Genomic DNA, 14,807 nt, shown 5'->3' on the forward strand with positions numbered 1-14,807 from the left:
GATCGTCCGCGGCATCCCAGCCTGAGAGCATGACCGGACAAACCGTTCTTCTGCGTTGGGCGGGCCGGTAGAAGCTCCCAGCCACGACTGAGCAGAGAAGCGCTTCTATTTGGCGCGCAGCACGGTCTTGCCATTCTTAATCACTGTCGCTCCGCGATCAATCACACGGGCCCCGAACGAGACCACGTTACCGTCTTGCCACAGATCGACAGTAATCGCATCGCCGGGGAACACCGGTGCAGAGAAGCGTGCCTCGTGACTCAGGATTCTCATGGGATCGTAGTGGCAGAACTCCTGCAGCACCGCTCGACAGGCGATGCCGAAAGTGCAGAGGCCATGCAGGATGGGCCGCGAGAAGCCGGCCCGTTTGGCGAAGTCTGGATCGGAATGAAGCGGATTGAGATCGCCGTTTAGCCGATAGAGCAGCGCCTGGTCCGGTCGGGTGTCTAACGAAACCGACACATCCGGCTTGCGCCCGGGCACAAGGTGAGGCTCGGGTGCGCCCGACGACGGCCCGCCAAACCCTCCGTCACCGCGGGCGAAGGTGGAGGCGGTGAGGGTGGCAATCTTCTCGCCCTTGTCGTCGATCCACGTGGTCTCGTCGATGACAACCGCCCCCTTGTCCCCGCCTTTGTCGTAGGCGCCGATGGTGCGGCTAGTGGCCGTGAACGAGCCAGACGACGGCAGCGGCTTGTGTAACTCGACCTTCTGCTCGCCATGCACTAACATCAGCATGTTGAGGCGGCTGATCCGGATACCTGGCTTCTGCTCCATCTCAGGTCCGGCAGGACGCCCCTTGCAGGAACCTAGCACTGTGGCAGCTGTCGGCGCGACCCTGATATCCTTTTCGTATACGAACGACAACTCGCGCTCGTTCATTGGATCGCGGCCCATACCGATCCCGAGCGCATACAGCATCACGTCCTTCTCACTATAGGTAAAGTGGCGCTGCTCGGTCTTCTGCTCCAGGATGTCAGGGTAATAGAGAGCTGGTCCCGGTTGTCTGAACAAAATCTCCGCGTCGATAAGTGGAGCGTCTGCCGGGGTTAGGCCGCCATGCGGATTGGCGGCTGGTTGAAGTAGGCTTGATCCGGTGTGCTGCCGTCAAGGCTCGAGTGTGGACGTCGGCCGTTGTAGAAGTCGAGATAGCGGCCAATCGAAGCTCGCGCCTCGCCGACCGTTTCGTAAGCTCGCAGATAGACCTCTTCATATTTGACGCTGCGCCACAGCCGTTCGACGAACACATTGTCCCGCCAAGCCCCTTTGCCGTCCATGCTGATGGCGATGGCTTGGTTGGTGAGCAGGCCCGTGAAGGCCGCGCCAGTGAACTGCGAGCCCTGATCCGTGTTGAAGATTTCGGGCTTGCCGTGACGCGCCAAAGCATCCTCCAGGGTCTCGACGCAGAAGGCCGCCTCCATCGTGATCGACAACCGCCACGAGAGAACCCGGCGGGTTGCCCAATCCAGCACGACAGCGAGATACACGAAGCCGCGCGCCATCGGGATATACGTGATGTCCATCGCCCAGACCTGGTTCGGCCGTGTGATCTCCATGCCGCGCAGCAGATACGGATAGATCTTGTGACCGGGCTCTGACTTGGTCGTGCGCGGACGGCGATAGAGCGCCTCTATCCCCATCCGCCGCATCAGCGTCTTCACATGCCGGCGGCCGACCTTGCACCCCTCGGCAGCCAGCAGGCCGCGCAACATACGCGAACCGGCGAAGGGATACTCCAGATGCAACCGATCGAGCCGTTGCATAATCGCGAGGTCGGCGGAGGGCACCGGACGCGGCAGGTAATAGACGCTGCCACGGCTGATGTTCAGAGCTTCCGCTTGCCTAGTGATCGACAGATCGTGCTCACGGTCCGATCATCGCTTTGCGCTCAGCAACCCCGCCTTGGTGAGCGCTCCTTCTAAAAAATCGTTCTCCAGCGTCAGCTCTCCGATCTTGGCGTGCAACGACTTCACGTCGATGGCCGGCCCGGCAGATGCCGCGGGACCTGCCCCGAAAACGTCAGAGGCACCGCCCTCCAGTTGGGCCTTCCACGCCGTGATCTGATTGGGGTGGACATCAAAGTGCTCGGCCAACTGCGCCAGCGTTCGATCGCCCTTGATGGCGGCCAGCGCTACTTTCGCCTTGAAGGCCGGGGAATGGGTTCGGCGGGATCGTCTGCTCATCGTCGCTCCTGTCTGCGGCAACTATCGCCGCATTCAGGCAGAAACTCCACTTATCGCGATGTTCAGATTTCTGAGACCAGCTGTTAGATCGGCATGGAATGTCCTGCGGAATTTGTACGAAGATCGAGAATGCAGCCGAGCGGCAAACCGCACGCGACCGCGGGAAGCGCTACGGATACATCATCAAAATAGGCCCGTTTGGCCTTGAGCACGTCTTTCTGAGGTCATCCCGTCAATGCGCAAGCCTACACGTTTGTGGAACACCGTCAGAGCTAATTCACTAATGCCTCCACAATCCAGCGCTTCTCAAATGCTGTCAGCGTGGCGCGCGAGCTCTGCGCCTCTCGGATCAAGCGCTTGCGCAGGGTATCGATTGTGTCACCGCTCCGCAGATAACGCTCCGAGATTTGAACCGGGACGCCTTGTTCGTCCAGGTTCTTGAGCACTTCTGCCCTGAACCATCGAGGCATCTCCGCACTAAACAGGCTGTAGTTCGTTCCCGGTTGGATACGCTTTGCGAAGAGTTCGACTACTGAAAAGAGCTAGGGCAGTCCGTATTCGCAGGCACGTAGGAATTTGAAGACGTTATCCTGTCGCTGCGGATCCCCTTTGTAGGATCCGCTATGCCAACGGAAGAACCCTCGTAACGTGCCATTGTTGCGCAGGTTATTGAGGTACATGGCAAGTTGCTTGGCACTGAATACGCCGAACTCGTTTGCCTGGCGCACCTCGCAAAGCACCCGGCACACCGCAAGTACTTCACCGTATTTCGGAGATCCGGTCCAGTGGATCCGTTCGCCGCGCCGGGAAGCGGCCTGCGTACATTGCTTCAGCGCAGCAGCGTCTTCTAAGCCGACCGACGATGCCAAGCGGAGCTCTTCGGCGCTGAGCCCCATGGTGCGCGCGAGCTCGGCAACACGGTCACTTATAGCTGGGGTGTTATCGTCATCCGAAATGTGGACCACCAACTCGTCCGGAGCTTCATCCAAGTCGCCGAACAGTGGCGGCTCAACCTCTACCGTTTCCTGGGTCGGAGGCGCGTGGAACAGGTACACGGCTCCCACGTGGTGCTGACCGAGCCTGCCGGCACGGCCTCGTATGTTTGAGAACGTGAAAAAGTCATAGTCGCGACCGGCGATTTTCTTATCGTAGATTAGGACTGACTTTGCAGCCGTGTTCACTCCTTCAATAAGCGTCGATGTGAAGATCAGAATGGGGATCTCGCCGCTATTGAACATGCGGACGAATTGTGAAGCGAGCGAGCGCGGGATCCGGCCATGGTGCACCGCCACGCCTGCTGCGACCGCTTCACTCAAGTCCCAGCCCTCTCCAAAGTTATCGTCGATCCAGTTGGACATGTCGTCCACTTCTGCGAACCTGACATCCTCAGTCAGACTATTTGCGAGAGAGTTTGCGCGGTCGGGAGAGGAAATGAATACAAGAGCCGGCCAATTACCTTTCTTCGTCAGCTCCTGCGTAAGCCGCTCTTCTTTGTTTTTGATGCGGGTCAGATCAAAGGTGTCGACCGCGACCGTGGAGAACCGCGTGTGCAGGAACTCAAATTTCCAGCGAGTATCTGCAGAGTAACGAACGGCTTCAATGTTGGGTCCCAGAAAGAAGAACTGGTTAGATCGGCGAAGGAGCTGATAGACCGCCGCATTCAGCGTTGCGCTTCGGTCGTCTTGGCGAGTTGGATCGAGCTTATAAAATTCGTCGACTACGGCAAGATCAATCCGCCCAAGATCTTTTCGATTGATCAGTCGCTCTTGAGTACCGAGAAAGATCACGTTGCCTTCAGCCGGCGCGGGTTGTGAGTGATACATGATCAGCGCAAACCGATCCGCGAGGCGGCGCTCTATTCGACGACGGAACTCATCAAGCAAAGCAATCGTGGGCAGCACGATCGCTACACGGTGGTATCGACCGGACGCGAGGAGCGCGTCGATGAGCAGACTCTTCCCGAAGCTTGTTGGCGCGCTCAGCACGAGATTATTGCCCAAAAGCAATGTGTTCAGAGCGGCGATTTGCTCACGGTGAAAGGTGATGCCGTTGAGCTCCGCGGACGTGACCGCGTCTGCGACCGCGGCGTCGCGATAGTCCGCCGTATCCTTATCTATGTAGTTCCACAGACCGACAGCGCGCGCGAGCGAGCTAACGACTTCGCGATACGACTCCAGCTCGAGGTGCGTCTCTAGGAGACCAGCAAGTCGCGGAACGACATTGAGGACTCCTGACCTGCCCCTGCCGATTTCCTCCGGTTGAAGTTAGAGTCCGGCCTTCTGAAGGACGGACAGATGAAGCGAGCCAGGTTTACGGAAGAACAGATTATCGGTGTGCTGCGCGAACATGAGGCCGGTGCGAAGGCGGCCGATTTGGCGCGTAAGCACGGCATCTCGGAAGGGACGCTGTACAATTGGAAGGCCAAATTCGGCGGGATGGACGTTTCGGAGGCCAAGCGGCTGCGGCAGCTTGAGGACGAGAACGCCAAGCTGAAGAAGCTACTGGCCGAGCAGATGTTGGATGCCGCCGCGTTGCGCGAGCTTCTGTCAAAAAAATGGTAGGGCCCGTCGCCAAGCGCGAGGCTGTCGCGCATCTGCAGGCCGAACTGGGCCTGTCAGAGCGGCGGGCCTGCTCAATCGTTAGCGCCGACCGCAAGATGATCCGCTATCGGTCGTGCCGGCCGCCGGATACCGAACTGCGCGTCCAATTGCGCGAGCTTGCCAATGCTCGCAGGCGCTTCGGCTATCGCCGGCTGTTCGTCCTGCTGCGCCAACATGGCGAGCCGTCCGGGCTAAACCGAATCTACCGTCTCTATCGGGAGGAAGGCCTCAGCGTCCGCAAGCGCCGGACCCGCCGCCGCGCGGTGGGTGTTCGGGCGCCAATCCTGGTCGAGGCTCGGCCGAATGCCCGTTGGTCGCTGGATTTTGTCCATGACCAGTTCGCCAGTGGTCGCCGCTTCCGGATCCTGAACATCGTCGATGACGTGACCCGGGAATGCCTGGCGGCAATCCCCGACACCTCGCTCCCGGGACGGCGGGTGGCGCGCGAACTGACGGCGCTGATCGCCCGTCGCGGCAAGCCTGGCATGATCGTCTCGGACAACGGCACCGAGTTCACCTGCAACGCCATGCTGACCTGGTCGGAAGACCACCAGATCGCCTGGCACTTCATCGCACCGGGAAAGCCGATGCAGAACGGCTTCTGTGAAAGCTTCAACGGCCGGATGCGCGACGAGCTTCTCAACGAAACTCTGTTCTTAGGCCTCGATCACGCCCGGGCCAGAATTGCCGCTTGGGCCGCCGACTACAACAGCCAACGCCCGCATTCTTCGCTGGGCTACCTGACGCCTGCGGCCTATGCCGCCAACCTCACCGCAACGTGCGACCGGCTGCGCAACCCCGACCAGCTCCGCCGATCGCACGTTGCTCACCCCGCGCCAAACGGCGTAACATCCGCTGAGGCTCTAATCGCCACTGGATGAAACTTCGGAGGCAGGTCACTCCGGGATCGTCAACGGCTAGCTTCTGTATGTCGCGCGCGGTCTCTTGCAGGATAGAGAACACGCGTTTCTTCAGGGCCGCTCCCTGCAACACATCGATTTCATGCCACTGCTCCTGGGTTACTGTCATTGCAGCCCCTTTAGTTTCGTATCAAACGATGTGACGAATCCGTCCTTGTCAGCGAGAGGTACGTATATCAACACCACCCGGATGTTCTTCGTCAGTCCAGACTCTGCGAGCTTTTTTCCGATCTCAGCGAACTCTGTCTCCAGTGCAGCCCTGTACTTTGCATCGATTTTGGTCGCTGCATCGCACGCAGCGCCCGTCGACAGGATGCCGATCACAAATACGGCAGAAGAGATGAATTTATCTAAGCTCGCTTGGGGCTCGAACAGCTCCATCAGCTCGCCGTACCGAAGCGTGCTCTTCGGGATCTGCGGCCCAAGGATCAACTTCTGTTCTCTCAGAAACCCCTGTTGTAGATGCTCCGTGACCGACTTGATCGCCTCGGCAATCAAGTCCTTCGTGTCCTTATAGAGCTTGGATTCACCGAGCCAAAGCTCAACCCCACCACCACCGTCCGGAAATCGTGCGTGCACCATGTCGAATGCTTTGACCACGTCGTTCGATGCGCTTTTGTAGAAGACGCGGTTAGAAATTGGCAGTGTACCAAAGTAGTCGCGACAAATTGCGTGCAGCGCGATCTCTCCGGCCTCGCCACGCTTCTTGTACTTCTCGCTGGTGTAGACACGGATCGCCGCCTGCTTAAGCTTGACGTACATGTTGCCGTGATTAACCGAGAGCTCATCTTCCGGCAGCGCGTATTCAGGAAGCCACTCGATCAGGTGCTCTGCGAACGGCACACAGCGCCAGGCCTTCAATTCGAAACCGGCACAACAGATTCCATCGACTGGGTTGTCCCCGTCCTTGAAGTAAAGCCTCTCAAGAAAGCGCTTCGGTTTGTTGACGTATGTGGTCAATCCGACTCATTCCCCGCCCATTTCCATAGCATTGCGTATGGTTGTGTCGAAGGCAATCGAAGGTAGGGGCTGCAACAGCAATATTGGCCCGGCTAGCACATGTGGAAATCCGTTGGCTAGGGCACGCTGACCGGGGGATCGGGGCCGCCCGATGCAGCACCAAAACCCCTCGGTGCTGGCCTGGGATCGCCAAGATTATCGCAGAGAGCACGAACAGAAGCACGGAATCGCGCATGCAGAACGATTGCTCCAAAACAGCTTGATTGCAATTATATGAAACGGGTCGCAGAACCACGACGGCTCGTCGCCTCTATGCTGCGCATTTCCCCTCAGTTGCGCTGAAAAACTGCAATACATAACAAACAACAGCAGGAAGTGTGCGCCCAATTGGAATAATAATTGAGGCTCATCAGAGCGAAGCAGCTATCACCCGCTTCTGTTCGACGCAGCAAATGAGGGCGTCCATGTGCAATCATGACCTTGTCGCGGATAGCTTCTTGGGAATAACCGCAGCTGGGCTCGCACTACTTTGCTCCAGCCTTCTTGCCCTTGCCCTCATGTAGGGCGACACACTCCACTTCGGCACATCCATACCGTCCCCGAGCCGTCCGCTCCTGACGCAAGGTCCATAAGCCAGCTGTTGACAGCCATGCAGAGCGTTTGTGGTCACTCGCAGCCGCTCTTGATTCAGGCGCAGTTGTGGGGCAGCGCACGACAAGTCGACAACACGACCGAGACTTGGACGACCCCATTCGGTCAGGCCCTAACATGCGTGAACTCTCAAGCCTCGTGCGACGTTCCACACGACGAAGACTCTATGGTTCGCTCAGGTGCGCCCACACACATGTTGGCGCGTGCATGGAGCCCGTGCTACTGCGCTCCTTTCTCCACCGACATTTTGACCACGACATTGGTCTATATACATCGTAAATGGATTTGTATTATCGCCTTTACAATTCACCTCCTAACTCGTATGAATAAGGCTGCGAGGGGTGAGGCCGTGTCTTATGATGATCCTGAAGCGACGTCCGCCGGTCTAAGAGGACTGACGGATGAAACGGTCGCTGCTTAAGAAAGCTTTCCCGAGAAGCTGGCATGCGGTTCATTGCATCGAGTAAAAATATGCGAGCTCCCAGTGAGACCGCATCGAGGTCTGAATGAAGGCAAAGGTGGTTACGTCCTGAGTATGTCAGGCAAACACAATCGATCCCTGCAACAGGGGGCAGGTCAACTTAACCAGCCACGTTCAAAGAGGGAATGAATTTATGAAACTCAAGATTTCCGCATTCGTAGCTGCAGTACTATTCAGTCTGACCGCGACCGCTGCTTCCGCGGGACCGTTAACCAGTCGCTTAGAGTCGGGAGCAGCGATCCGTATAGGCTTTGCCAACTCGCCGCCCTATGCGTTCGTCGGGCCGGGTGGCGAGCCCGCTGGGTTCATGAACGCTTATGTCATCAACCTTTTGAAAAAGATGGGGTTCACTAAACTCGAGGTGGTGACTTCCGACTTCTCCGGCTTGATACCTGCCCTTCAAGCAGGCCGAATCGATATCGTCACATCTGGTTTGTACATCAAGAAGGACCGATGCAGCACGATCGCCTTCACTGACCCGATGCTGAAAACCGCTGATGCTTTGCTTGTTCCTAAGGGCAATCCGAAAGGCCTTCAGAACTACGAGGACATTGCCAAGAGGAACGCAACAATGACAGCAGTTGTTGGCTATGCAACCATTGACAGCGCAAAAAAGTTCGGCGTCCCCGCGGATCGTATTATGCAGCTTCCTGATGGGCCATCGGTCTTGGCAGCAGTGAGATCGGGACGCGCAGACGCCGCAGCAAATTCGGATCTATCTCTCCAAGCCCAGGCCAAGGGCGCCGACGGTTCCGTCGAGGTTACTGATTCCAGTAAAATGCCGGAATCAACGTTCAACTGGGTTGCATTCGGCTTCCGAAAAACCGATTCTGACTTCATCTCGAAGTTCAACGCCGCTCAAAAGGAGTTTCTCGGTTCGCCCGAAATGCTCTCTGCGGTCGCGCCCTTTGGCTACAGCGAAAAGCAGCTTCCTGGTTCGACTTCGCTCGAATGGATCTGTGAAAACCGCTGATCTGCCGGAATGGGCCATGAACGGGCAGCAGGCTCGTTCATCGGGTTTACTCGCTGAGCGTCAGGAGCATACATGTCCCTTTGGTTTTTTTTGGAGCAGTATGGGATCAAGATATCTCAGCGGCAGCTTGGTGACGGCCAGTCAATTTGTTCTTGCTTCGCTTGTAACAGTCGTACTCGCGGTCACTTTCGGGCTGTTGCTATTATCGAAAAATCATTGGCTTCGCGCATTTGCAGCTGCCTACATCGAATTTTTCCGCGGTAGTTCTTTGGTCGTACAAATATACTGGATCTTCTTTGTACTGCCGCTCCTAGGATTGAGCCTTTCTCCCTTTACCGCCGGCTTTTTGGCCGTGGGACTCAATACAGGCGCATATGGCGCGGAAGTCGTGCGGGGAGCGATTCTTGCAGTGCCGAAGGGACAATGGGAGGCGGCTTATGCGCTTTCGATGTCACCTGCAAAGCTCATGTACCGTATCATCTTTCCGCAGGCATTTCTGATTATGCTACCCCCGTGGGGCAACCTGTTGATTGACGTCTTAAAGGGCACCGCCCTCGTTTCCTTAATTGGGCTGGCGGAGCTCATGTTTCAGGCAAAGCAGATCAACAATCTTACCTTCCTTTCAGCGCAAGCGTTCGGCGCTGCGCTAGCGATTTACTACCTGCTAGCGCGCTTCCTTATTACACCGGCTGTGCGCGGTCTTGAGTCGAGATTACGGCGAAAGATGTCGAGGACGTGATATGGAGCTAGATTGGAGCTGGCGCTTCGCCTGGGAAATACTGCCCGATTTGCTCGCCGGCACATTAAAGACACTTGCCGCGGTTGGCGTCGGCTATTCGATCGCCATTGTTGGCGGCCTTATCCTCGCTCTTCTGCAAAGAACACGTAGCCGGCTCTTGTCGGCAGCCGTGCGCGAATTCGTCGAGTTCATCCGCTCGACACCGCTTCTATTGCAGATCTACTTCGTGTTTTTCGTAGGACCGCAATTCGGTGTTCAACTTTCTCCCTGGGCTTCAGGACTAATAGCAATTGGCCTTTACCGGTCGGCGTATCTTTCTGAAATCTATCGAGGCGGATTGGAGGCCGTTCCGGCCGGCCAGTGGGAGGCTTGCACCGCGCTTAATCTTTCCGGAAGAGATACCTATTTCAGAATCATCATACCGCAAGCTCTGCCGCCCGCTACCGCCGGCATGGGCAATGCTCTGATCGCGATTTTCAAGGACACGCCTATGCTCTCGGCGATTGGTGTCGCCGAGTTGATGCATGCCGCGACAGTCGTGGGAGCGAATAGTTATCGCTACCTTGAGCCCTATACACTCGTTGGTCTGATATTCCTTCTGCTCTCTCTGCCCGCTGCCTGGGTGATCCGCATCTTCGAGCGATGGTTGCGCAGCAAATTAGGAATGGTTTGATGGACAGTTCGCTGGACTATCCGCTTGAGTTAACGGGCACCAATGTACCGATGGTGCGGTTTATGAATGTGTCCAAGAACTACGGCGGTCTGAAGGTGCTGGACAACCTCAATTTGGACGTGGCCGAAGCAGAGAAGGTGTCGATAATTGGGCCTTCCGGCTCAGGAAAGACGACGGTCTTGCGTATGCTGATGACATTGGAATCGATCAACTCCGGCGTCATTTATGTAGACGGGAAACCGCTTACACACATGCCGAGAGGTGGAAAGCTGGTCCCTGCCGATGCATCCTATCTCCGACGGATGCGAGCAAGCATCGGCATGTGCTTTCAGAGTTTCAATTTGTTTCCTCATATGACGGCCCTCCAAAATTGCGTAGAGGGTCCCATTCAGGTTCTCGGTCTTAGCAAAGCGGAGGCCCGAGATAGGGCGGAGGAATTGCTGAGCATGGTAGGCATGATCGAAAAGAAAGACCAACATCCTGCGCGGCTTTCCGGTGGGCAGCAGCAGCGTGTCGCAATTGCACGGGCGTTGGCGATGCGTCCGAAGGTCATGCTGTTTGACGAAGTCACGTCGGCGTTGGATCCAGAGGTTATTGGAGAGGTGACGAACGTTATACGGAAGCTTGTCTCGGAATTTCGGCTAACAATGTTGATGGTCACTCATCAGATGGGATTTGCGGCAGACATTTCCGACAGGGTATGCTTCTTTTTCGGCGGCAAGGTCGAAGAACAAGGAGAGCCCAAGCAGTTATTCGGAGATCCGAAGCGAGAAAGAACACAACAATTCTTGTCTGCAGTAAAGGATGCTGTCTAATACGCTTTTGCAGAATGAGAATGTGTGAGATTGAATGGAAGTTCTTCGCCCGGGCTAGACGCCACCAGATCTGGAACGCTCGTTAGTTTGCATGCACGGGACGGACAATCCATTTGGTGTTTACTGTCAAGAGCATACTGGCGTCTGCTTGCGGGCTGACGTCATCTGCCTCCTCCCGCGGGCATCGCGATTGACAATGATAGAGGGGCTCATGTTCTGCGCTTCATGAGCCTGCCTCTGTTGAATTGGATTGAGGGGGAAAGCTGTCCAGAGGACGAGATCGGCTATGGCTGATTGTGCATCATTGGGCTAGCATCGGATGAGCACGACGATCATCATTTCTGCAAAGCCCTTATGAGTGATTTCGCTTACCATCCCTTTCCGAAATACCTGCAAATTCGAGAGATCGTAAGACGGCGACTTCGCCTGCTTCAGCCCGGCGACCGCCTGCCAACGGAGTCGGAGCTGGCGGCAGAGTTCGGAGTCAGTCGCGTCACGGTGCGGCAGGTGATGAAGATTTTTGCCACCGAGGGGGTCATCGAACGCCGGCCGCGAGTTGGCACGATACTCAGGGCTGTACCAGCCGCTCCGGCCGACGATAGGCTAACTGGACCGATCGAAGAGTTCAGTATCGCCGGTCTGGAAACAACGAGCGTGGTGATCCAGAAGGGCGAAGTCGCGGCGGAGAGGGATGTGGCGAGTGCCTTGCGTATCGGCGCACCGAGTACCGTTTACGAAGTGCGACGGGTTCGAATGCTTGAGACGTCACCGTTCGTAGTGCTTGAGGCTTTCTTTCCCCTGAACGTTGGAAAAAAGATAGCTGCTCGAGAATTCCCTGGCCTCTTTGTGCCTCTGCTTCGCAAGATCGTGGACAAGAATATTTGGGAGGAGCACCAGGAGATCGATGCGCTGGTCGCCGGGACTAAATTCGCCGCAGCATTGCAAATCCCTGTCGATGCGCCCATCCTCTGCGTTAAACGCTTATTCTTAGACTCCAAAGGACTCCCGGTAGTGTATTTCAGAGAAAACTTCCGGGCGGACCGCTATTTTTACACTATCCGCCTACCTCAGCCAACTTCACCGTCCGGCTGAACTCAGTTTATCGTGGCCGCTCCTCTGTTGGCTCTCGATGTCGGCTAAGGGTGGGGGCGACCGAGGCATTGCTTTCTACGGTTCGTACTATTGCCCCTGGCGCATCGTGTCGCAATCGTGCGAGGCGTATGGTCGCGCTTGTAAGCTCTCCAAGTCTCGACTTCCCATTCCTGTGTTGATGCCGCGCGTCTCGTCGCAAAATTAATCGCTACTTTTTGCAGACAAGTAGGTCAGCCTGCATAGCGAGATTATGTCGTATATCGGAAATCCCGTCACTCTTCGGATGGAGGAAGAAACCGTTGGGAAGGCGGTGCACTCGAAAAGCAACGCGGATATACCCGAGTGCTTTTCAAGGATGCGCCGCACGCAGTCCAGAACATCAGACTCGATATCCTCCGGGGTCGTGCGGGCAGGAGGGCGCCTCATCTCATTTTGCCACAGCCGGCCGCACTCCACGCCTCCTATCACGACCCGTTCAATGTCGGCTGGGTCATCGATTTCCAGTAAGTCGACGCCGAGACATTGCGAATCCGCGGTGATGATGGCCACCTTGCCAGCCGGAGGAAGTTGACGAAGGAGGACAGGCAGAAGGAGCAAGCTCGAGGTGGCGACCGGAACATCGACAGCTTCGGCAATCGCTTTCTGATGTCGGATTGTGAAACCACAATTCGCGCTAATTGCAATCGCTCCCCGATCGACCAACCGTTTCGCAGCGGTAATATAAGCTGCCTCCAGCGAAGGGTCCCCGCGGATGACGTTTTCTGCCCATGCCCCCTCTACCGTCTCAGAAATAATCGGAAAATCAAATGTTCCCGGGTAGAACAGGTGGCCAGGCCTCGGATCCACTGGCTCGGTGCCCCGCGGCAAACCTCTTTCCAAATTAAGAATGCCGAGAGATTCCGGTTGCTGCTGCGACATCGGTAGACCCCTATCAATCACTTGCTGCGCAGTTTTCATGAGCCGCATTGCTCATCCCAGCTAATGGCTGCCCGAGGACCGAATGAGGCGACCTCCGCCGGCATCGACTCTTTGAACGTTTCTTCTTACCTGGTTCCCGCCACTAAGCGACGCGATCGGCGACTGTCATAACATACCAAAGCAGAACGTTCGGTGAGACAAATGCGTCAAACACGTGCGAGCCGCAGGATAGTTGCCTTACAGCGGCGCCGACAATCGCTTTATTACGCCGGCTAGAAGCGCTCCTTGTTCAGTGATGCTGGACACTTCGGTCCGCTCCCGCCTGCTGCACATTTCATGCGTGATCGGGCCTAGGCCGTCCAAAGTCGGCGTACCGACCGAAGCGGCATAGTTGGCATCAGAACCTCCTCCAGAGAAAACCGGAAACATTTCGATAGCGAGTGCCGCACCAGTGTCCTTGGCTAGCTCGAATAGAAAGCGGCTTCCGTCGCCTTCTTCAAATGGGGGTCGCATCCTGATAGAGTGTTTGATTGTCACTCTCGGATCAGCCGCGGCAAGCTCTTCCGAAATACATCGCTCGATATTGTCGACTAGGGTTTCTGTGGCTGCCTTGTTCCGCGCCCGGAGGTCGGCATCAAACCAAGCATTCGCCGGCATCACTTGTCTGGCTTCCCCACCGTGCATCAACCCGACGGAAACACTTAGGCCACGCTCATCATCGCTCAAGCCCTCAAGACGCGTTACAAGACGAGCGAGCACCGAGAGCGCCGAGGCTCCAGCCTTCTTATTGTTCCCGACATGGGTTGTGATACCGAATGCCTCTACCCTCAGATGACCAATGGCTCCTCGACCGATAACAAGCCCTCTGTTGGGCCTGGCAGGCTCAAGCGTGAGACAAAAATCCGCAGCTCTTGCCTCAGTCTTGATCCAGTCGGCGCTTGCGTCGCTGCCGACCTCCTCGTCTGGTACAATCAAGAATACCACACGTTTGATACCATCGAGGCCCATTTGGAAGAGTTCGCGGAGGGTCACGATTGCCGTGGCTACGCATACCTTCATGTCCCCGACGCCGGGTCCGGTAAGAAGTCCGTCCTTCTGCTCGAATCTCCAGCCCTCGACAGTGCCTGTGGGCCAAACCGTATCGGCATGACCTAGGATAAGGATCGATCGGCCCGGACGACCTGACTTCCAACGAGCTGTCACTTGATCGCCAGCGCCTTTCCTGATCTCCCGGTCGACCTTAAATCCGGCAGCTATCAGCGCTTTTTCGAAGACGTCGTTTACCCGATTGACGCCCTCGCGATCATAACTGCCGCTGTCGATATCAACCGCAGCCTTGGTAAGCTCGATAATTTCGGGTAGTTTTGTCTCCAACTTTCGAAGAAACAAACGGTCCCAGTTCATGTGATGTGCTTTCGCTGTGGTGAGTAGAATTGCGCTCAGGCAGCCCCGGCAACGCTATTGTATCACTTTCATGGGACATTGCGGCCGCGCCGGCGCGCCGTTCGAACTTGAATGAGTAACAACCGTCAGAAGCCTCGCCTTAGTAGCCACTCAGATTTCCTAAGGGCTTCGATTGGCCCCAGATCGCTACCGCCGCCGTCTTTCCATGTGCTGGGAACAGTCTGGCTTCGTTACAGCGCGTCGTGGTAGCGATTGCCTCCCTGCGTCGAGCACGTCTTTTTAGCGAGTAGCAGGAACAATGTTTGCGCGGCCGAATGCTACAATCGCAATGCCGTCCCTCGGTTCCGACGATGCTATTCGATTCATCATCATCCAAATGGCCCTCAAAACCGCAAGTGCGA

At 56.5% G+C, this 14,807-nt stretch carries 11 protein-coding genes and 1 pseudogene; 6 read left to right on the forward strand and 6 right to left on the reverse strand.

What is annotated here, in order from left to right; translation table 11 throughout:
• Positions 1-105: 105 nt before the first annotated feature.
• The 3 genes and pseudogenes from ACVWW3_RS00755 to ACVWW3_RS00765 form a co-directional block, all read right to left on the reverse strand.
• A complete protein-coding gene (locus tag ACVWW3_RS00755; RefSeq protein WP_456647454.1) occupies positions 106-1,011 on the reverse strand; it encodes a MaoC/PaaZ C-terminal domain-containing protein in 906 nt (301 codons plus the stop codon).
• A gap of 35 nt (positions 1,012-1,046) precedes the next feature.
• Positions 1,047-2,180, reverse strand: a pseudogene (locus ACVWW3_RS00760) (IS3 family transposase).
• 542 nt (positions 2,181-2,722) lie between these two features.
• Complete coding sequence (locus ACVWW3_RS00765) at positions 2,723-4,429, reverse strand: DEAD/DEAH box helicase (protein WP_456647555.1); 1,707 nt, start codon at positions 4,427-4,429, stop codon at positions 2,723-2,725.
• Between the two features lie 45 nt (positions 4,430-4,474).
• Here ACVWW3_RS00765 and ACVWW3_RS00770 point away from each other — a divergent pair.
• Positions 4,475-5,661, forward strand: a protein-coding gene (locus ACVWW3_RS00770) for an IS3 family transposase (RefSeq protein ID WP_247350894.1) whose coding sequence is annotated in 2 segments (ribosomal slippage) — positions 4,475-4,727 and positions 4,727-5,661 — 1,188 coding nt in all. Because the reading frame shifts where the segments join, the coding sequence is not laid out codon by codon here.
• A 144-nt stretch (positions 5,662-5,805) separates the two neighbouring features.
• On the opposite strand, the gene ACVWW3_RS00775 is transcribed toward ACVWW3_RS00770, so the two are convergent.
• Complete coding sequence (locus tag ACVWW3_RS00775; protein WP_456647455.1) at positions 5,806-6,660, reverse strand: HamA C-terminal domain-containing protein; 855 nt, start codon at positions 6,658-6,660, stop codon at positions 5,806-5,808.
• Positions 6,661-7,925: 1,265 nt separating this feature from the next.
• Here ACVWW3_RS00775 and ehuB point away from each other — a divergent pair.
• From ehuB to ACVWW3_RS00800, 5 genes are all read left to right on the forward strand, one after another.
• On the forward strand, positions 7,926-8,765 hold the full coding sequence (ehuB, locus tag ACVWW3_RS00780; protein ID WP_456647456.1) for an ectoine/hydroxyectoine ABC transporter substrate-binding protein EhuB: 840 nt from the start codon (positions 7,926-7,928) through the stop codon (positions 8,763-8,765).
• Complete coding sequence (ehuC, locus tag ACVWW3_RS00785; RefSeq protein ID WP_456671803.1) at positions 8,752-9,504, forward strand: ectoine/hydroxyectoine ABC transporter permease subunit EhuC; 753 nt, start codon at positions 8,752-8,754, stop codon at positions 9,502-9,504. Before ehuB ends, ehuC begins: the two co-directional genes overlap by 14 nt.
• A 1-nt stretch (position 9,505) precedes the next feature.
• Positions 9,506-10,177, forward strand: a complete 672-nt coding sequence (ehuD, locus tag ACVWW3_RS00790) for an ectoine/hydroxyectoine ABC transporter permease subunit EhuD (protein WP_456647458.1) — start codon at positions 9,506-9,508, stop codon at positions 10,175-10,177.
• On the forward strand, positions 10,177-10,992 hold the full coding sequence (gene ehuA / locus ACVWW3_RS00795) for an ectoine/hydroxyectoine ABC transporter ATP-binding protein EhuA (protein ID WP_456671804.1): 816 nt from the start codon (positions 10,177-10,179) through the stop codon (positions 10,990-10,992). Before ehuD ends, ehuA begins: the two co-directional genes overlap by 1 nt.
• A gap of 354 nt (positions 10,993-11,346) precedes the next feature.
• Positions 11,347-12,084 carry a GntR family transcriptional regulator gene (locus tag ACVWW3_RS00800; protein ID WP_456647460.1) on the forward strand — a complete coding sequence of 246 codons (738 nt, stop codon included), beginning with the start codon at positions 11,347-11,349 and terminating at the stop codon, positions 12,082-12,084.
• Between the two features lie 201 nt (positions 12,085-12,285).
• Here ACVWW3_RS00800 and ACVWW3_RS00805 read toward each other — a convergent pair whose 3' ends face one another.
• Both ACVWW3_RS00805 and ACVWW3_RS00810 read right to left on the reverse strand, forming a co-directional pair.
• Entirely contained in the window at positions 12,286-13,050 is a 765-nt protein-coding gene (locus ACVWW3_RS00805) for a hypothetical protein (protein WP_456647461.1), read from the reverse strand.
• Positions 13,051-13,239: 189 nt separating this feature from the next.
• Positions 13,240-14,406, reverse strand: a complete 1,167-nt coding sequence (locus tag ACVWW3_RS00810; protein WP_456647462.1) for a M20/M25/M40 family metallo-hydrolase — start codon at positions 14,404-14,406, stop codon at positions 13,240-13,242.
• Between the last annotated feature and the right edge of the window lie 401 nt (positions 14,407-14,807).

It is taken from the genome of Bradyrhizobium sp. LM2.9 (assembly GCF_054056555.1).